This window comes from Nocardia sp. NPDC050717, from assembly GCF_040654275.1.
In the GTDB taxonomy this organism is placed as follows: Bacteria; Actinomycetota; Actinomycetes; order Mycobacteriales; family Mycobacteriaceae; genus Nocardia.
The window spans coordinates 867578-885515 of sequence record NZ_JBFAHR010000001.1; the positions used below are offsets into that span (position 1 = coordinate 867578).

At 70.4% G+C, this 17938-nt stretch carries 16 protein-coding genes; 10 read left to right on the forward strand and 6 right to left on the reverse strand.

Going from position 1 to position 17938, the window contains the following annotated elements:
* Positions 1-19: 19 nt before the first annotated feature.
* Positions 20-754 (reverse strand): hypothetical protein, encoded by a 735-nt coding sequence (locus AB0H56_RS04110; protein ID WP_357156819.1) that lies wholly within the window; start codon positions 752-754, stop codon positions 20-22.
* Between the two features lie 305 nt (positions 755-1059).
* Here AB0H56_RS04110 and AB0H56_RS04115 point away from each other — a divergent pair, with 305 nt between their 5' ends.
* Positions 1060-2337 (forward strand): mannosyltransferase, encoded by a 1278-nt coding sequence (locus AB0H56_RS04115; RefSeq protein ID WP_357157857.1) that lies wholly within the window; start codon positions 1060-1062, stop codon positions 2335-2337.
* 3 nt (positions 2338-2340) lie between these two features.
* Here AB0H56_RS04115 and AB0H56_RS04120 read toward each other — a convergent pair whose 3' ends face one another.
* Positions 2341-2637, reverse strand: coding sequence for a 4a-hydroxytetrahydrobiopterin dehydratase (locus AB0H56_RS04120; RefSeq protein WP_357156821.1), 297 nt, complete (start codon positions 2635-2637; stop codon positions 2341-2343).
* A 54-nt stretch (positions 2638-2691) separates the two neighbouring features.
* Positions 2692-2868 carry a hypothetical protein gene (locus AB0H56_RS04125; protein WP_167456179.1) on the reverse strand — a complete coding sequence of 59 codons (177 nt, stop codon included), beginning with the start codon at positions 2866-2868 and terminating at the stop codon, positions 2692-2694.
* Between the two features lie 124 nt (positions 2869-2992).
* Here AB0H56_RS04125 and typA point away from each other — a divergent pair, with 124 nt between their 5' ends.
* From typA to AB0H56_RS04145, 4 genes are all read left to right on the forward strand, one after another.
* Positions 2993-4897, forward strand: coding sequence for a translational GTPase TypA (typA, locus tag AB0H56_RS04130; RefSeq protein WP_357156823.1), 1905 nt, complete (start codon positions 2993-2995; stop codon positions 4895-4897).
* 150 nt (positions 4898-5047) lie between these two features.
* Complete coding sequence (locus AB0H56_RS04135) at positions 5048-6769, forward strand: ABC transporter family substrate-binding protein (RefSeq protein WP_357156825.1); 1722 nt, start codon at positions 5048-5050, stop codon at positions 6767-6769.
* Positions 6766-7653: an N-acetyl-1-D-myo-inositol-2-amino-2-deoxy-alpha-D-glucopyranoside deacetylase gene (gene mshB, locus AB0H56_RS04140; RefSeq protein WP_357156827.1), complete on the forward strand. Its 888-nt coding sequence runs from the start codon at positions 6766-6768 to the stop codon at positions 7651-7653. The genes AB0H56_RS04135 and mshB overlap by 4 nt, the downstream gene beginning before the upstream one ends.
* Before the next feature lie 56 nt (positions 7654-7709).
* On the forward strand, positions 7710-8144 hold the full coding sequence (locus AB0H56_RS04145) for a hypothetical protein (RefSeq protein ID WP_357156830.1): 435 nt from the start codon (positions 7710-7712) through the stop codon (positions 8142-8144).
* Between the two features lie 6 nt (positions 8145-8150).
* Here AB0H56_RS04145 and AB0H56_RS04150 read toward each other — a convergent pair whose 3' ends face one another.
* A complete protein-coding gene (locus AB0H56_RS04150) occupies positions 8151-8870 on the reverse strand; it encodes a TetR/AcrR family transcriptional regulator C-terminal domain-containing protein (protein WP_357156833.1) in 720 nt (239 codons plus the stop codon).
* A 157-nt stretch (positions 8871-9027) separates the two neighbouring features.
* Between AB0H56_RS04150 and AB0H56_RS04155 the strand changes: the two genes are divergently transcribed.
* The 4 genes from AB0H56_RS04155 to AB0H56_RS04170 all read left to right on the forward strand — a co-directional run bounded on the left by AB0H56_RS04155 (position 9028) and on the right by AB0H56_RS04170 (position 12800).
* Positions 9028-10542, forward strand: coding sequence for an MFS transporter (locus tag AB0H56_RS04155; protein WP_357156836.1), 1515 nt, complete (start codon positions 9028-9030; stop codon positions 10540-10542).
* Between the two features lie 115 nt (positions 10543-10657).
* Positions 10658-10993: a YciI family protein gene (locus tag AB0H56_RS04160; RefSeq protein ID WP_357156839.1), complete on the forward strand. Its 336-nt coding sequence runs from the start codon at positions 10658-10660 to the stop codon at positions 10991-10993.
* A complete protein-coding gene (locus AB0H56_RS04165) occupies positions 10990-12207 on the forward strand; it encodes a sigma-70 family RNA polymerase sigma factor (RefSeq protein WP_357156842.1) in 1218 nt (405 codons plus the stop codon). The genes AB0H56_RS04160 and AB0H56_RS04165 overlap by 4 nt, the downstream gene beginning before the upstream one ends.
* Before the next feature lie 95 nt (positions 12208-12302).
* Positions 12303-12800 carry an SRPBCC domain-containing protein gene (locus AB0H56_RS04170; protein ID WP_357156845.1) on the forward strand — a complete coding sequence of 166 codons (498 nt, stop codon included), beginning with the start codon at positions 12303-12305 and terminating at the stop codon, positions 12798-12800.
* Here AB0H56_RS04170 and AB0H56_RS04175 read toward each other — a convergent pair whose 3' ends face one another.
* Together AB0H56_RS04175 and AB0H56_RS04180 are read right to left on the reverse strand one after the other, a co-directional pair.
* Positions 12801-14645, reverse strand: coding sequence for a PH domain-containing protein (locus AB0H56_RS04175; protein ID WP_357156848.1), 1845 nt, complete (start codon positions 14643-14645; stop codon positions 12801-12803).
* Positions 14642-15142, reverse strand: a complete 501-nt coding sequence (locus AB0H56_RS04180) for a PH domain-containing protein (protein WP_357156851.1) — start codon at positions 15140-15142, stop codon at positions 14642-14644. Before AB0H56_RS04180 ends, AB0H56_RS04175 begins: the two co-directional genes overlap by 4 nt.
* 152 nt (positions 15143-15294) lie before the next feature.
* Here AB0H56_RS04180 and AB0H56_RS04185 point away from each other — a divergent pair, with 152 nt between their 5' ends.
* Positions 15295-17895, forward strand: coding sequence for a bifunctional FO biosynthesis protein CofGH (locus AB0H56_RS04185; protein ID WP_357156854.1), 2601 nt, complete (start codon positions 15295-15297; stop codon positions 17893-17895).
* Positions 17896-17938 lie beyond the last annotated feature (43 nt).

The window sequence follows — 17938 nt, forward strand, 5'->3', positions numbered from 1 at the left end:
GCTCGGCGTGTCGGCGGGCCTAGACGGTGAAGAAGCCGAGGGTCGGCAGGAAGTTGCAGGTGCGCGGGGCGGCGCCCTCGGCCTGCGTGGTCAGTGAACCGGAGACGACCGCGACGACCCGGCCGTGGCCGGTGTTGGCGATGGCCGACAGGGTGGCCGGGCCGCCGGGGTTGATCTTGGCCTCGTCGGTGAGCGTCTGCACGGCCGACTGACGGGTGTCGATGTTGAGCCACTGCACCGTCATGGGCGGGTTCTGGTTCGGGGTCGGCGCCTTGGTGCCGAGAGCGGTGAACACGAAACCGGCCTGTCCGGCGGCGGGGCCGGGCGGGGGCAGCTGCGCGGGACCGGCGACGGCCAGAGCGGTGCCGACCGAGTCGGCGCCGTCACCGATGCAGCCCTTGCCGATGGTGGGGTAGAGGAACTGCGCGATGACGGGCCCGTCCTCCGGGATCTCCGGGCCACCGCCGCCGCTGCCGTCGAGGAAGGTGATGATCCGCTCCAGCGTCGCCTTGATGGCGGGCGGCAGGTTCAGGGTGGCCAGCAGCGCGCGCGCCTGATCGAGCAGGGCGGTCTGCGGGCTGGCGACGTCGGCGGGGCCTGCGATCAGGCCCGCGACGGCGGGCGCGAACGCGGCGAGTGCGTCGACGGGGACGCCCTCGGGCACCATCGGAACGCTGATCGGGGCTGCCTGCGGCGCGGGCGCCGGAGCGGCGATGGTCGACGCCGGCGCGACGAGCATGACGCCGGCCGCCATGGCGAATGCGGTCGTTGCGATCCGCGATCCTCGGCTACGAAGCACTTGTCCAGCCGTCCTTACCTCGGTGTTGCCAATGGGGCGAGGGTGTCGAGCCCTTCGATGTCGGGGTCACTCTAAGGACATCGCCGCCGTGTTGTACAGCCGCCCGGCCCGTGGCGGCGAACAACAGGCGAACCGTGTTCATCGACGCTAGCCCCGACCGGTGTTACAGCTGGGGATGTTGATGCAAATGTTACCGATGGTGTCGCGCGCCACCCCGTCAACCCGTGCGCGCGGGCGTGCGCCGCCACCCGGTTAAGGTGATCGAAGCAACGCGACGCGGCGCTGACGCCACCCACACGACCGAAAGTCTGGCATTGAACCGACACCTCCGATGGGCTCTCGCGCTGCTCGGATTGTCCGTGCTGGCGCGGTTGGCCTGGATGCTGTTCGCCGAGAACGGGCTCAATGTCGTCGATCTGCACGTCTATGTGGACGGGTCGGCGTCGCTGCTCACCGATCGCCTCTACGACTTCACCTACGCGGAGGAGACTCCGGACTTCCCGCTGCCGTTCACCTATCCGCCGTTCGCGGCGCTGGTGTTCTTCCCGCTGCACTATCTGCCGTTCACCGCGGTCGCGGTGGGCTGGATGCTGGCGACTGTCGCCGCGCTCTACGGCGTCATCCGGATCAGCTTCGAACTGCTGCTCGGGGCCGAGCGGGCCCGGCGGACGCGCTGGATCACCGCGGCGGTCGCCTGGACCGCGCTGGGCGTCTGGCTCGAGCCGGTCCGCACGACCATCGACTACGGCCAGGTCAATGTGTTCCTGGTGTTCGGGGCGATGCTGGCGGTGCGCAGCGCGCGGTGGTGGATCTCGGGCACGCTCGTCGGCGTGATCGCAGGCATCAAGCTGACCCCCGCGATCACCGGCCTCTACTTCGTGGCCCGCCGCCGCTGGGCGACGGTGCTGTGGTCGGCGGCGGCGTTCGGGCTGACCGTGGCTGTGAGCTTCCTCATCAACGCGCGCGAGGCGAAGCGCTACTTCGGCACGCTGCTCGGCGACGCCGACCGGATCGGCCCTGTGGGTTCGGTGTGGAACCAGTCGCTGCGCGGCGCGCTGAGCCGGATTCTCGGCCACGACGTGCAGTCCGGGCCGTGGTGGATCGCCGCGGTGCTGGTCACCGCCGTGCTGGCGTTCCTGGCCTGGCGCACCCTGGACGCCGACGACCGGCTCGGCACGCTGGTGCTGGTGCAGCTGTTCGGGCTGATGATCTCGCCGATTTCCTGGTCGCACCACTGGGTGTGGTTGATCCCGACCGTGCTGTGGCTGTTCTACGGTCCGCTGCGCGGCGAGCGCACCGCCCGGCTGATCGCCGGATTCTGGGTGGTCACGATGGTGATCGGCGTGCCGTGGGTGCTGTCGTTCGCCCAGCCGACGATCTGGACGATTCCGCGCCCGTGGCCGCTGGCCTGGCTCGGCGCGGTGGACGTGCTCGTCGTGTTCACGCTGCTCGGCTGGCTGGTCTGGCGTGGCCGCGACACCCTGCGGGCGCAGGCGCGCGGCCTGACCCGCGGGCGCGCGGTGGAGGTTTCGGCCTGACGCTCAGCCGATGATCTCGTCGATGGTGTGCGCGAGCGTGGTGTCGTTCGCGGTGAGCCCACCGGCCGAATGCGTGCTGAGGGTGAAACGCACTGTGCGCCATCGGATGTCGATGTCGGGATGATGGTCGGCGGCCTCGGCCTCCGCGGCGACCTTGCGGACGATCTCGATGCCGTCCAGGAAGGTGGGGGCTTTGACCGTGCGGGTGATCGCGTCGCCCTCGCGGGACCATTCCGGCAGCGTGGCCAGGGCGATGGTGATCTCGGGGTCGGAGAGCAGTGCCGGTTTCGGAGTACCCATACCCGCAGTTCTACGCCTGCCGCGGGCAGCGCGCATCGCCCGTCGTCGCCGCGCCTAGGCGGCTCGTGCGTGCTTGAGGGCCTTCTTGAGATCTTTACCGCACACTCCGGCGGCCTCGGCCTTCTTCATCCGCATGATGACGACGGGGCATTTGAAGCACCGGGTCTTCTTCCTGCAGCACTTTTTCTTCGGCTTCAGGCTCGACACCTTCTTCGCCTTCACCTTGCCCATGGGAGTTAGCGTAGCCTAAGTACAAAGCCTGACACGTGCGTGCCACTCCGGTACCGGTAGGGTGTAACAGGCCGCGATGCCAGTTGAATGCGCGCCAATACACCAACAGCAGGAGGATTGAGGCGTGTCGTCTACACGCGATTTTCGCAACGTCGCCATCGTGGCCCACGTCGACCACGGCAAGACGACGCTGGTCGACGCCATGCTTCGTCAGTCGGGCGCGTTCGCCGAGCGAGCCGAGCTGGTCGACCGAGTCATGGACTCCGGTGACCTGGAGCGCGAGAAGGGCATCACCATTCTCGCGAAGAACACCGCCGTGCACCGGCACCATCCCGACGGTTCCGTCACCGTCATCAACGTGATCGACACCCCCGGCCACGCCGACTTCGGTGGCGAGGTCGAGCGCGGCCTGTCCATGGTCGACGGTGTCGTCCTGCTCGTCGACGCCTCCGAGGGCCCGCTGCCGCAGACCCGGTTCGTGCTGCGCAAGGCGCTGGCGGCCAAGCTGCCGGTGATCCTGGTCGTGAACAAGACCGACCGCCCGGACGCCCGGATCGAAGAGGTCGTCGAGGAGTCGCACGACCTGCTCCTCGACCTGGCCTCCGACCTGGACGACGAGGCCGCCGAAGCCGCCGAGCTGGCGCTGGACCTGCCGGTCCTCTACGCCTCCGGCCGCGAGGGCAAGGCCTCCAAGGAGCGCCCCGAGAACGGGCAGGCGCCCGACGCCGAGAACCTCGACGCGCTGTTCGAGGTCCTCATGAACAACATCCCGGCGCCCAAGGGCAACCCGGAGGCCCCGCTGCAGGCCCACGTCACCAACCTCGACGCCTCGGCCTTCCTCGGCCGTCTCGCCCTGGTTCGCGTGCACAACGGCGAGCTGCGCAAGGGCCAGAACGTCACCTGGATCAACGCCGACGGCGCCAAGCAGGTCAAGATCACCGAGCTGCTGCAGACCATCGGTGTCGAGCGTCAGCCCGGCGAGGTCGCCGTGGCCGGTGACATCGTCGCCATCGCGGGCATCCCGGACATCATGATCGGTGACACCCTCGCCGACATCGAGAACCCGGTCGCGCTGCCGCGCATCTCCGTCGACGAGCCCGCCATCTCGGTGGTCATCGGCACCAACACCTCGCCGCTGGTCGGCCGGGTGCAGGGGCACAAGCTCACCGCCCGCATGGTGAAGTCGCGCCTGGACCAGGAACTGATCGGCAACGTGTCGCTGCGCGTGCTCGACATCGGCCGCCCCGACGCCTGGGAGGTGCAGGGCCGCGGCGAGCTGGCGCTGGCCATCCTGGTCGAGCAGATGCGCCGCGAGGGCTTCGAGCTCACCGTCGGCAAGCCGCAGGTGGTCACCAAGACCGTCGACGGCAAGGTGCACGAGCCCTTCGAAGAGCTCACCATCGACTGCCCCGACGAGTACCTGGGCGCCATCACCCAGCTGCTGGCCGCCCGCAAGGGCAAGATGGTGCAGATGAGCAACCACGCCGCAGGCTGGGTGCGCATGGAGTTCATCGTCCCCTCGCGTGGCCTGATCGGCTTCCGCACCGTGTTCCTCACCGAGACCCGCGGCACCGGCATCGCCAACGCCGTCTCGCACGGCTACGCGCCGTGGGCCGGTGAGATCCGCGCCCGCCACACCGGTTCGCTGGTGTCGGACCGCGCGGGCACGGTCACCCCGTTCGCGATGATCCAGCTGGCCGACCGCGGTCAGTTCTTCGTCGAGCCGGGTGCCGACACCTACGAGGGCATGGTCGTCGGCATCAACCCGCGTGCCGAGGATCTCGACATCAACGTCACCCGCGAGAAGAAGCTGACGAACATGCGCAGCGCGACCGCCGACGTGATGGAGACCCTGGCCAAGCCGCTGGCGCTGGATCTGGAGCTGGCGATGGAGTTCTGCGCCGCCGACGAGTGCGTCGAGGTCACCCCCGAGGTGGTCCGGGTGCGCAAGGTGGTGCTCGGCGCCAACGAGCGTGCGCGCGAGCTGTCGCGCCGCAAGGCCCGCGACCGCGCGGTGAGCAACTCCTGATCGAGTTCTGACAGTGGGACGGTGCTTCGGTACCGTCCCACTGTCGTTTTCCACGGAGTCCGGTGCCGGGCTCCGCACAGATGGGCGAGGTAGGGTGCCAGAGTGAGCTCGGGGGTCAGACGCGCGAGGTGGCGCGTGGCGGTGATGGCGATGACGGCCTCGACGGCGGTCCTCGCCGGTTGCACCGCGAATCCACCACCGCCGATCGAGAGCACCGATTCGCCCAAGACCACCCAGGCCAAGCCGGGCAAGAACACCGTCGTGGTGGCGATCGACGACATCGGCATCGGCTTCAACCCGCATCTGCGCTCGGATCAGTCGCCCGCCACCAACGCGGTGAGTTCGATGGTGCTGCCGAGTCCCTTCCGCCCGGTGCCGAATCCGGCGCAGCCGGGTGTGGTGGACCGGGTGCCCGACGCCTCGCTCATCGAGTCCGCGGACGTGACGGCGCAGGAGCCGTTCACGATCACCTACACGCTGCGCAATCAGGCCAACTGGTCCGACGGCGCCCCGATCGCGGCCGAGGACTTCCGGTTCCTGTGGCAGCAGATGACGACTCAGCCCGGCGTGGTGGATCCGGCCGGGTACCGGCTGATCTCGGACGTGGCGTCCTCCGGCGGCGGCAAGACGGTCACCGTCACGCTGACCCAGCCGTATCCCGCGTGGCGCGAACTGTTCTCGAATCTGCTGCCCTCGCACCTGGTGAAGGATTCGCCGGGCGGGTTCACCAGCGGGCTCGTCGACCGGATCCCGGTCTCTGGCGGCAACTTCACGATCAAGTCGGTCGACCGCGGCCGCGACGAGATCCTGCTCGAACGCAACGACCGTTTCTGGGGCACGCCTGCCGCGCCGGACCAGATCCTGTTCCGCCGCGGCGGAACCCCCTCGCAGCTGGCCGAATCGTTGCGCACCGGTGACGCGCAGATGGCGCTGGTGCACGGCGGCGTGGCGACGCAGGCGCAACTGGCCGCCATCCCGTCGGTGCGCACCACGATCATGCCGCAGGCGCGCGAGCTGCAACTGGCGCTCAACGGACGCTCCGGCGACCTCGCCGACGCGCGGGTGCGCAAGGCGGTGCTCGCCCTGCTCGATCCCGCGCTGCTGGCCACCGTCGGCGCGCAGACCGGCGGCTGGGTGGAACCCGCACGCGCGCAGGTACTTCCGCCGTCGAGTCCGGGCTATGTGCCGACCGCTCCGCCGCGCCCGAGTACCGACGAGGCCTTCGCCCTGCTGGCCGAGGCCGGATTCGGCCGTGCGCCCGAGGCTCCCAAGACCGGCTCGCCCACGTCGCCCGCGCCGCAACCACGTTCGGTCGCCCGCAACGGCAAGGGCCTGTCGGTGCGGATCGGCGCCGTCGCCGAGGACACGACGGCGCTGGCCGTGGCCAACACCGCCGCCGACCAATTGCGCAGTGCCGGTATCGATGCCACCGTGCGCGGTCTGGCTGCCGACGAGCTCTACGGCAAGGACCTCACCGAATCGAGCGTCGACGCGATCGTCGGCTGGGAACTGGCCGGTGACGATCCGGCCACGGTGCTGGCCTCGCGCTACGGCTGCCCGCCGCCGGAGATTCCCGGCGCCGACGGCAAGGTGCTCGCCGCCGCCGAGGCCTACCGCCAGGCGCCGAGCAATCTCGGCGGCGTCTGCGATCCCGGCCTGCAACCCTCGATCGACGAGGCGCTGCGCGGGGTCGACGTGCCGCGGGTGCTGGCCGAGGCCGAACCCCGGCTGTGGGAACTCTCGACGGTGCTGCCGATCGTGCAGGACAACGTCGTCGCCGCCGCGGGCCCCCGGGTCGACGGCGTCTCGCTCTCCGGCGCGATCCAGGTCGGCATCTTCGGTGACACGGCGCAATGGCGGAGGCTCCCATGACCGATCGCGAGACCGGCGGACTGCTGCTGGTGCACGCGCACCCCGACGACGAAACCCTCACCACCGGCGGCACCATCGCGCACTACCGCCGTCGTGGCGTGCCGGTCACCGTGGTGACCTGCACGCTCGGCGAGGAAGGTGAGGTCATCGGCGAGCGCTGGGCGGGGCTGATCGCCGGCGAGGCCGATCAGCTCGGTGGCTATCGCATCGCCGAACTCACCGCCGCGCTGGCGGCGCTGGACGCCGGCGAGCCGTACTTCCTCGGCGGCGCGGGCCGCTGGCGCGATTCGGGCATGGCGGGCACACCGTCGGCGCGGAATCCCAGGGCCTTCGTGAATTCCGGTGCCGCAGCGGTCGAGGAGCTCGTCGCGGTGCTGCTGGAGCTGCGCCCTCGGGTCGTGGTGACCTACGACCCGCGCGGCGGATACGGCCATCCCGATCACATCCGCGCGCACGAGATCACCACCGCTGCCGTGGCGGCGGCCGCCGAGCGGGGCTGGGACGTGCCGAAGTTCTACTGGACCGTCACCGACGGCGACCTGCTGCGCCAGCACACCGCCGCCCTGGCCCGCCGCACCGTCGACGAGCTGCCCGGCGCGCTGCCCGCGGGCTGGCGGCTGCCGGTGGAGGCGGAGCTGGCGGCCATGTCGACGACGGGGGTGACCACCGTGGTCGACGTCTCCGACGCGCTCGCGGCCAAGCGCGCGGCCATGCGCGCGCACGCCACCCAGGTCACCGTCGCGCCGAGCGGCCGGGAGTTCGCGCTGTCCAACAACATCGCGCTGCCGGTGCTGCCCGAGGAGCACTTCACCCTGGTGCGCGGTGCGCGCGGGGAGGTCGGCGCGGACGGGTTCGAACACGACCTGTTCGCCGGCCTCGACTGACCCGCCCGGCGACACGGCCGCCCGGGTCGCCACGCGCCGCCGAATACACTCGCCCCATGGTGACCGACTCCGATCAGCCCGCGCCGACCGCCGTCCTGCGGATGCGGGTGCCGTCTCGCCTGGAACCGGTGATCACGGCGCTGATCGTCACGTTGCTGTTCGTCGACGCGTTGATCACCCTGGCGGTGGAGGTGCTGTTCCTGCCGCTGTACGTCGGCGCGGTGGCGGTGCCGGTGGCCGCGCTGCTGGCGGCGCCGATCAATGTGGCGCTGGTGTACGGCATGGAGTCGGTGACCGACCGGATGGGCTTCACCTTCGCCCCGATCGTGGTGTGGGTCTTCGGTTTTCTTGTCTGCTCCTCGCGGGGGCCCGGCGGTGACGTGATGCTCGCCAGTGACGGGCGCACCCTGCTACTGCTGGCCTGCGGGGTGCTCGCGCCCATGGCCTATCTCTACTACCGCGCCAACTCCGGTGCGGCGCGGTCGAACTGAGCCGCGTCAGGCGCGGCGGGTCTCCGCGCCGTCCAGAATCAGGTCGATCGACTGGGTGAACAGACTCAGCTGTCCGGCCGCCGCCTCCGCCACCACCTGCGGACGCTGCTCGACGTAGCGGCGGTGCAGTCGGGGGTAGGCGGCCGACGCGGCGATGCTGGCGGTCATCACCTTGTCGACCCACTGCTCGGGCGGTAGGCCGCTGCGCGCGACTGTCACCAGCATCGCGGCATCGTTGGTCGTGGAGCCCATGATGAACCGGAACAGCGTGTTCGTCGTGACATCGACGGTCTCGTCGTCGAAGCCACCCGCCTCCACGATGGCCAGCATCGAATCGGTGAGCCGCATCATGTTCGGGCCGAGATAGGTCAGTGCCGCGTTGCTGAACACGATGCTGATCCACGGGTGCGCCAGGAGCGTCGCGCGCAGTCCGTCGGCCTGCTCGTGCGCGCGGTCGCGCCAGCGGGCGGGATCGGGCTCCGGGCACGGCACCTCACGGATGACGTGGTCGACGACCAGTTCGAGCAGCTCGTCCTTGTTCGCGACGTGGGTGTAGAGCGAAGTCGCGCCCGCGCCGAGCCGGGCTCCCAGCTTGCGCATGCTCAGGGCGTCGAAGCCCTCGGCGTCGAGGAGGGCGATCGCCTCGGCCACGATCTGGTCCCGGCTCAGCGCGGGCTGATCGCGCCGCTCCCGCGCAGGCCTGGTCCATACCGATGCGATCTCCATCCGCTGCCTCCTGTGCTGGGTCGTGTCCGCACAGCATAACCCCTGAATGAACACTGTACGGGTGCCGAACACCGTTCCTATTGCGTACGACGTTCGGTGACCGTACAGTGTTCGACAACGCCGCACAGCGTGCGGAGAACCTCGAAAGGAGACCGAGATGGACGCGACTTCCGTGGGCCGAGCGCCCCGCGATCCACGCCGCTGGCTGATCCTGATCGTGCTGTGCCTGAGCTCGCTCGTACTGGTCGTGGACAACATGGTCCTCACCGTCGCGATCCCGCAGATCGCCACCGATCTCGGCGCGAGTTCCCAGCAGATCCAGTGGATCATCGACGCCTACCTGCTGGTCTTCGCCGGCTTGCTGCTCACCTCGGGCAGCCTGTCCGACCGTTTCGGCCGCAGGCTGGTGATGGTGATCGGCCTGGTGCTCTTCGGCGCCGCGTCGCTGCTGGCCGCCTACGCGAGCAGCCCGGAGCTGCTGATCGCGGGCCGGGCCCTGATGGGCATCGGTGGCGTGCTGATCATGCCGAGCACGCTCTCGATCCTGATCACCGTGTTCGACGACGAGGAGCGCCCCAAGGCGATCGGCGCGTGGAGTGCCGTGGCGACGGTGGGCATGGTCGGCGGGCCGGTCATCGGCGGTGTGCTGCTCGACCACTTCTGGTGGGGCTCGGTGTTCGTGCTGAACGTGCCGATCGTGGTGGTCGCGATCATCGCGGCGCTGGTGCTGATGCCCGAGTCCAAGGGGCCGTGGCGCAAGCCCGACTTCCCCGGCATGCTGACCTCGATCCTCGGCATGACCGCCCTGGTGTGGACCATCATCTCCGTGCCGCACTCGGGCTGGACCGATCGCGGGGTGCTGGCCGGATTCGCGGTCACCCTGCTCGCGCTGGGCGCCTTCGTGATTCGCGAGCGGCGCACCGACGAGCCGATGGTCCCGCTGCAGCTGTTCGGCAACCGCACCTTCACCGGTTCGAGCTTCTCGCTGGTCCTGGTGACCTTCGCCAACGGCGGTCTGGTGCTCGTGCTCACCCAGTACCTGCAGTTCGTGCTCGACTACTCGCCGATGCGGACCGCGCTCGCCTTCACCCCGATGGCGGTCACCCTGCTCATCGCCAATGCCTGCGGCGCGCTGCTGGTGGGCAAGGTCGGGCCGCGGCTGGTCACCATCGCCGGGCTGATCGTCATCGCGGGTGGGTTCGCGGTGCTGGCCACCCTCGACGCCGGGGCGAGCTTCACCCTGCCCGCCGTGGCGATGGCGCTGCTCGGCGCCGGTGGCGGTCTGGCCATGCCCGCCGCGATCGGTGCGCTGATGAGCGCGGTGCCGGGGGACCACGCGGGTGTCGGCTCGGCGCTCAACGACACGATCCAGCAGGCCGGTGCCGCACTCGGCGTCGCGGTGCTCGGCGCCATCCTGGCCGGCACCTTCGCCGGTGCCATGCCGGACTCGGCGCCCGCCCCGGCCAGGGAGTCGATCGCGGGCGCGATCGGCACCGGCGACGAGACCGTCATCGGCCTGGCTCGTGACGCGTTCTGCACCGCCATGCAGGTGACCTTCGGCGTCGGCGCCCTGGCCTCGGTGGCGGCGGCCGTGCTCGCGGTGATCCTCATGCGGGACGCGAAAGTGGTTGCGGACGAGGCGGAACCGGAGCTGGAGGAGGCGGCCGTCTGAGCCGTGGCGGCAAACCGGATCGGGCCGGGTCGAGGTGGCGTGACGCGCCACTCGACCCGCCCCGATGCGTTGTCGGACGCTGGATCGGGGTCGGCGGGTCGGGCATGATGACGGCATGAAGTACGTGTTGTTGATCTGCGACGACGAGACGACTTCGCCGACCATGGAGGAGATCGCCGCCGATCCGGCGTATCAGGAGTTCTCGGACGAGGTGGCCCGGCGCGGGGCCGGTCTCGGCGGCGCGCGCCTGCGTCCGGTGGCGGCCGCGACGACCGTGCGCGTGCGCGACGGCGAGACGCTCGTTTCCGACGGGCCGTTCGCGGAGACCAAGGACTTCGTCGGCGGTATCGACATCATCGACTGCGCGAATCTGGACGACGCGATCGCCATCGCGGCGCGCCATCCGTACGCGCGCCGGGGTTGCGTCGAGATCCGCCCCGTCTGGGAATGACCGCGCCGCAGGACGTTCGCGCGGCGGTGGCCGCGGCGTATCGCGACGAGTGGGGACAGGTGGTCGCGACCCTGATCGGGTACACCGGCGAGTGGGATCTCGCGGAGGACTGCGCGCAGGAGGCGTTCGCCGCGGCACTGACCACGTGGCCGCGCGACGGTGTCCCGAGCCGTCCCGGGGCATGGCTCACGACGACCGCGCGCCACCGCGCGATCGATCGGCTCCGCCGGGACACGGCCGCGGCCGCGAAGCTGCGCCAGCTCGCCGTGCTGGTACGGGACCCGATCGAGCCGCGGGCCGACAGCATTCCGGACGAGCGGTTGCGGCTGATCTTCACCTGCTGCCATCCGGCGCTGCCGTTCCCGGCCCGGGTCGCCCTCACGTTGCGCACGCTGGCGGGGCTCAGCACCGCCGAGATCGCGAAGGCGTTCCTGACGGCCGAGTCCACGATGGCGCAGCGCCTGGTACGCGCGAAACGCAAGATCACCGAGGCGGGCATCCCGTACCGCGTGCCACCCGCCGAACTGCTGCCGGAACGGCTCCACTCCGTCCTGGCGGTGCTCTATCTGATCTTCAACCAGGGCTACGACGACGAGGACGGAACGCGGGGACTGGCCGCCGAGGGAATCCATCTCGCGCGCGTCCTGGTCGGGCTGCTGCCCACCGAGCCGGAGGCACGCGGTCTGCTGGCCCTGATGCTGCTGCTCGAGTCCCGCCGCGCGCACCGCACCGACCGCGGTGTCCTCGTGACGCTGGAGCACCAGGACCGCTCCCGCTGGGATCGCGCGCTGATCGCCGAAGGCGTGCGGACGCTCGACGACGCCCTCGGCATGGGCCGCCCAGGCCCGTATCAGGTGCAGGCCGCGATCGCCGCCTGTCACGCCACCGCGCCCGACGCGGCGGCCACGGACTGGGCGCAGATCGCCGTGCTCTACGGCGAACTCGCGCGAGTGGCTCCGTCGCCGGTGGTCGACCTCAATCGGGCCGTGGCGGTCGCGATGGCCGACGGGATCTCCGCCGGGCTCGCCCTCGTCGACGAGCTGGCCGCGTCCGGGCGCCTCGACGGCTACTACCTGTTGCCCGCGACCAGGGGTGATCTCCTCCGCCGCGACGGCAGGCGCGCCGAAGCCGCCGCGTCGTACGAGGCGGCGCTGGAACTCGCGCCCACCGCTGCCGAGCGCCGCTACCTGGAAGAACGCCTCCGCGAATGCTGAGGAAAATCTCGCGGAAGTTTTTTCGCGCCGATGTCGATCGCGCGCCCGCTCCTTCGTCGGTGGGGCAAAACCACCCGACACGGAGAGGCGAGACGATGACCAACACCGAGTACCTGAACGCGACGATGACGGTGAGCAATCCGCCGGCGGAGGTCTTCGCGGCCGTCACCGATGTGCGCGGCTGGTGGAACCGCAACATCATCGGCGACACCGCCGCCGTCGGCGACGAATTCGTCTTCACCGACGACATCCACTACGCGGGCGAGACGGCGCGGACGAAAAAGGAAGGCATCCGGTTCAGCCGGTTCCGGATCACCGAGGTGGTGCCGGGCGAGCGCGTGGTCTGGCACGTCGTCGACTCCGACCTCAGCTTCGTCGCCGACCGCGACGAGTGGACCGGCACCGACGTCGTCTTCGACATCACGGCGGACGAGACGGGCACCACCCTGCACTTCACGCACAGGGGCCTGACCGCCGCGGAATCGGAGTGCTTCGACGCGTGCTCGCGCGGCTGGACCTACTACATCACCGAGAGCCTGCCGCGATTGATCACCACCGGCACCGGCCTGCCGTTCGCGAAGTACGCCGCCTGATCAGCGGTGCCCCTGCAGGCCGGGGGCGACGGCCTCGATGAGGGCGACGGCCTGGTCGAACGGGATGTCGTCGACCAGGTACGCCTTCTTGCCTGCCGCGGTGGCGGCGACCACGCTCGCCAGGCCCGCCCGCCGCTGCCAGAAGGTGCGGCGGATGGTCCAGCCGATGATGCCCGGGGATTCCAGGCAGTCGCGATGGCGATCGAGGCTGCCGCGGCGGGTGATCAGCCAGGTCGGTCCGGTGCTGCCGGGCAGAACGCGATGGCCGAGACTGCGGTACCTGTCCTCGGCCAGCGCGGCCATGGCCACGGCGAACACCACCGGGATCGCCCACACCCCCACCGGCAGCGGCCCCCGGACCACCGCGAGCACCACCAGCGCCACGACCACGCCACCCACCGGCCACGCGGCCTTGGTGAACCGCCTGCGATGCGCGGCCGGGCCGTGCCGAACCAGCTCGATCATCCCCAGCGTCGCACCGGTGATCGGTTGTGGCGCAGCATGATTCGCTGGCTCGCCACCCTCCGTCGCCGCGTACCCCTTGGTCAGCCGCCGTTCCTCGGGCGTGGCCGATGCCGTGGGCCCGCGTTGTCCGGCCTCGTGTGCCGGCTGGACCGGCACGGCGGCGTTCGCCGCGTCGTACCCCTCGGCGCCCCGTGACCACGGGCTCGGCGCCGATGACGGCGGCTCGTGGTGTCCGGTGTCGGGTGTCGGCTGGGCCGGCGCCGCGGTGTCGTGCTGCGCGGTGTTCAGTGCCCACTGGCCCGGCGCGGCGGATGACTTCGGCTCGGGGTGGATCGGCTCGCCAGGGCGGCGGCGGGTGCGCAGGAGTTCGTCGAGGGTGCGTTCGACGGCGGCGCGCGGGGCCTGGGGGAGGATCTTCTGGCGCGGGTTCTCGCCGGTCATGATCATCTCCAGCTGGGCGGCCTTGGCGGCGCGCAGCAGGAGGGGATCGTTGAGGGTGGCGCCGCGGAAGCGGGCCAGGTCGAGGGTGATCTGGCGGGTGGTGAACAGGCCGTGGCGCAGGTGCAGGGTGGCGCCGTTGTCGATCACCCGCAGGCCGAACCAGGTCGCGAGGTACTGAGCGCACGCGGCCAAACTCACCAGTGTCAGCGACAGCAGCAGCAATCCGACGATCACGATCAGCACGATCGGGGCACTGTCGTCGCCGAGCCCGCGCACCGGCGCCGAATCCGACACCACGTCGATGAGCCCGTACTGGGCGCCGAGGCCCGCGATGGGCGCGACGACGGCGAGCCCGGTCAGCGACAGCGGCGCGTAGCGGACCCAGGCGGCGCGCCAGTGCCCGATCTCGCGTCCCGATTCCGTCGCGGCGTCGGGCCGCGTCACGTGCGGCGCCGCGTCCTCGGCGGACCTGCCCGGCGCGAATTGGCCGGTGTGGGAGAGTAATTCGGCACGCAGCGCGGGAATCCGGCTGGTGTCCAGCGCGTCGAGCTTGAAGCCCTCGCCCTTGTCGGCCTGGGCGCCGGTACCGATCTCGAGCACCGCCAAGCCGAGTACCCGGTGCAGCAGGTCGGCCTCGACGTCCACCGAACGGATCCGGGGCCGTGGCACCGACAGGGTCTTGCGCTGGATGATGCCGGTGCGCAGGCGCACATGATCGGCGTCGACGCGATAGGAGGTGGTGAAGTACCTGGCCACACCGGCCGCGGCGACGAACACGACCGGGATCAGGCCCCACAGCGGATTGCCGCTGGTGGTGCCGAGGATGATCGAACCGAGCAGCACCGGAATGTATTTCACGACCTCGGTCACCGGATACACCAGCAGCATGCGCGGATCGAGACGCTGCCACTCGAGCTGCTCGGTGCTCGGTGCGCTCACGTGGCGTCTCCGCGATGCTGGGCGGCGATGGCGGCCAGTCGGGCGACGGCCTGTTCGGCGACGGGCAGATCCAGCGCGCTGATCTTCACCGCGCCCGCCGAGGACGCGGTGGTGACGGTGACCGTCGCCAGCCCCAGCATCCGCTCCAGCGGCCCGCGCTCGGTGTCGACGGTCTGCACCCGCGAGATCGGCGCGACCCGCGACTCCTGATCCAGCCACCCGACCCGCGTGTACACGGCCTCGTCGGTGACCTCCCACCGATGCACGGCGTAGCGCCACAGCGGCACCACGACCACCCCGCCCACCGCGAGCACGATCAGCGCCAGTGCCGCGGCCACCTGCCAGCCGCGGTGGTCGGTGTCGAGCACGAACCACACCACGAGCAGCGCGCACAGCACGAGAACCGCGATCGCGTTCTCCACCGCCCACAGCAGCTTGGCCTTGGAACTCGGACGCCAGGCCGGTTCGGCCAGGATGGTGGAGCGCGGCAACGACATGGATCCATCGTGGCATGCGGGCGGGTCGAGTTCTCCCCGCTCGGGAATACGCGTGGTCGTCCAGTGGGTTGTGGTGGCGACGGGGACGTCCGCCGCACGCCCATCCACGGGTCCGTGACCAGCCGACCGCACGTTCCGGAAAGAAGTAGCGCATGATCGACGGGGTGACCGACCTTCCGCTGCCGAGCGTTCCACTGCCGCCGCCGACGCCCGCCGCCCTGCGCCGGGCCCTGCGCCGGGCCCGTGACGGCGTCACCCTGAATGTCGACGAGGCCACCGTCCTGTTGCACGCCACCGGCGACGATCTCGCCGACCTGTGCGCCAGCGCGGCCAGGGTCCGTGACGCCGGTCTGGAATCCGCGGGCCGTCCACGCACCATCAGCTACTCGCGCAACGTGTTCATCCCGCTGACCCGCCTGTGTCGCGACAAATGCCACTACTGCACGTTCGTGACGGTGCCGGGCAAGCTGCGCGCCGAGGGCCACGGCATGTTCCTCGAACCGGACGAGGTGCTCGAGATCGCCAGGCAGGGCGCGGCACTGGGCTGCAAGGAAGCCCTGTTCACCCTGGGCGACCGGCCGGAGGACCGCTGGCCCGAGGCCGCGCAGTGGCTCGACGAGCGCGGCTACGACTCCACCCTGGACTACCTGCGCGCCGTCTCCATCCTGGTGCTCGAGGAGACCGGGCTGCTGCCGCATCTGAACCCCGGCGTGATGAGCTGGGCCGAGATCGCGCGGCTCAAGCCGGTCGCGCAGTCGATGGGCATGATGCTCGAGACCACTTCGACCCGGCTGTTCACCGAGAAGGGTCAGTGCCACTACGGCAGCCCCGACAAGGACCCGGCCGTGCGGCTGCGCGCGATCACCGACGCGGGCAGGCTTTCGGTGCCCTACACCACCGGCATCCTGGTCGGCATCGGCGAGACCATGGCCGAGCGCGCCGAGTCGATCATGGCGATCCGCCGCCAGCACCGCGAGTTCGGGCACATCCAGGAAGTGATCGTGCAGAACTTCCGCGCCAAGGACGACACGGCCATGCGCGATACACCCGACGCCGGGGTCGAGGAGTTCCTGGCCGCCGTCGCGGTGACGCGTCTGCTGCTCGGGCCCGACGTGCCGGTACAGGCGCCGCCGAACCTGGTCTCGCACAGCGATTGCCGTGCGCTGATCGACGCGGGCATCGACGACTGGGGCGGGGTCTCCCCGGTCACCGTCGACCACGTCAACCCGGAACGTCCGTGGCCGAACCTGGACACCCTGCGCGAGATCACCGAGGCCGCGGGCTACACCCTGGTCGAGCGCACCTCCGCGCATCCGAAGTACGTGCGCGCCGGGCATCCGTGGATCGACCCGCGCATCGGCGCGCACGTCGCCGCGCTCACCGACCCGGCGACCGGGCTGGCGAACCCCGACGCGCTCCCGGTGGGCCTGCCGTGGCAGGAGCCCGACGAGTCGTGGGACTCGGTGGGCCGCGTCGACCTGAACACCGCCATCGACACCGAGGGCCGCAACACCGACAGCCGCAGCGACTCCGGGCTCGGCCAGGAGGTGGTCGGCGCGTTCGGCGACTGGGAGACCATCCGCGAACACGCCCGCGACCTGGCCACCACCGCGCCCGAGCGGCTCGACTCCGAGGTGCTCGAGGCGCTGCGCGCGGCCGAGCGCGACCCGGCCGGGCTCACCGACGACCAGTACCTGACGCTGGCCACCGCCGACGGGGTGAACCTGGACGCCATTGCGGCGCTGGCGGATTCGCTGCGCCGCGAGGTCAACGGGGACGACGTCACCTACGTGGTGAACCGCAACATCAACTTCACCAACATCTGCTACACCGGCTGCCGGTTCTGCGCGTTCGCCCAGCGCAAGGGTGACGCCGACGCGTTCACCCTCAGCACCGACGAGGTCGCCGACCGGGCCTGGGAGGCCCACGTCGACGGCGCCACCGAGATCTGCATGCAGGGTGGCATCGATCCCGAACTGCCGGTGACGGGATACGCCGATCTGGTGCGGGCGATCAAGGCCCGCGTCCCCGGGATGCACGTGCACGCGTTCAGCCCGATGGAGATCGTCAACGGCGCCTCGCGGGGTGGCCAGAGCATCCGCGACTGGCTCTCGGCGCTGAAGGAGGCCGGACTCGACTCGATTCCCGGCACCGCCGCGGAGATCCTCGACGACGAGGTGCGCTGGGTCCTCACCAAGGGCAAGCTGCCCACCTCGGCCTGGATCGAGGTGATCACCACCGCGCACCAGCTGGGCATCCCGTCGAGCTCGACGATGATGTACGGCCACGTGGACAATCCGAAGCACTGGGTGGGCCACCTGCGGGTGCTGCGCGGTATCCAGGACGAGACCGGTGGGTTCACCGAGTTCGTGCCGCTGCCGTTCGTGCACCAGAGCGCCCCGCTGTACCTGGCGGGCGCGGCGCGGCCGGGCCCGACCAACCGGGACAACCGCGCGGTGCACGCCCTCGCGCGCATCATGCTGCACGGCCGCATCGACAACATCCAGACCAGCTGGGTGAAACTCGGCACGGTGGGCACCCAGGTGATGCTCACCGGCGGCGCCAACGATCTGGGTGGCACCCTGATGGAGGAGACCATCTCCCGGATGGCCGGTTCCCAGCACGGCTCCGCCAAGACCGTGGCCGAACTGGCCGAGGTCGCTCACGGGATCGGTCGCCCGGTGCGCCAGCGCACCACCGTCTACGGCCGGGTGGACGCGGCACCGTCGCCGCTGCCGCTCTCGATCGGCTGATCGAGAGTGTGAGTTAGGGCAGGCTGACCTGGGACTGAGGTGT

What these genes read in the sequence shown, in the direction of transcription:
- AB0H56_RS04110 (WP_357156819.1), bottom strand. Translation starts at nt 754, where the DNA reads ATGGCGGCCGGCGTCATGCTCGTCGCGCCGGCGTCGACCATCGCCGCT.
- AB0H56_RS04120 (WP_357156821.1), bottom strand. Translation starts at nt 2,637, where the DNA reads ATGGGTACTCCGAAACCGGCACTGCTCTCCGACCCCGAGATCACCATC.
- AB0H56_RS04125 (WP_167456179.1), bottom strand. Translation starts at nt 2,868, where the DNA reads ATGGGCAAGGTGAAGGCGAAGAAGGTGTCGAGCCTGAAGCCGAAGAAA.
- AB0H56_RS04135 (WP_357156825.1), top strand. Translation starts at nt 5,048, where the DNA reads ATGACGGCCTCGACGGCGGTCCTCGCCGGTTGCACCGCGAATCCACCA.
- mshB (WP_357156827.1), top strand. Translation starts at nt 6,766, where the DNA reads ATGACCGATCGCGAGACCGGCGGACTGCTGCTGGTGCACGCGCACCCC.
- AB0H56_RS04145 (WP_357156830.1), top strand. Translation starts at nt 7,710, where the DNA reads ATGGTGACCGACTCCGATCAGCCCGCGCCGACCGCCGTCCTGCGGATG.
- AB0H56_RS04150 (WP_357156833.1), bottom strand. Translation starts at nt 8,870, where the DNA reads ATGGAGATCGCATCGGTATGGACCAGGCCTGCGCGGGAGCGGCGCGAT.
- AB0H56_RS04155 (WP_357156836.1), top strand. Translation starts at nt 9,028, where the DNA reads ATGGACGCGACTTCCGTGGGCCGAGCGCCCCGCGATCCACGCCGCTGG.
- AB0H56_RS04160 (WP_357156839.1), top strand. Translation starts at nt 10,658, where the DNA reads ATGAAGTACGTGTTGTTGATCTGCGACGACGAGACGACTTCGCCGACC.
- AB0H56_RS04165 (WP_357156842.1), top strand. Translation starts at nt 10,990, where the DNA reads ATGACCGCGCCGCAGGACGTTCGCGCGGCGGTGGCCGCGGCGTATCGC.
- AB0H56_RS04170 (WP_357156845.1), top strand. Translation starts at nt 12,303, where the DNA reads ATGACCAACACCGAGTACCTGAACGCGACGATGACGGTGAGCAATCCG.
- AB0H56_RS04180 (WP_357156851.1), bottom strand. Translation starts at nt 15,142, where the DNA reads ATGTCGTTGCCGCGCTCCACCATCCTGGCCGAACCGGCCTGGCGTCCG.
- AB0H56_RS04185 (WP_357156854.1), top strand. Translation starts at nt 15,295, where the DNA reads ATGATCGACGGGGTGACCGACCTTCCGCTGCCGAGCGTTCCACTGCCG.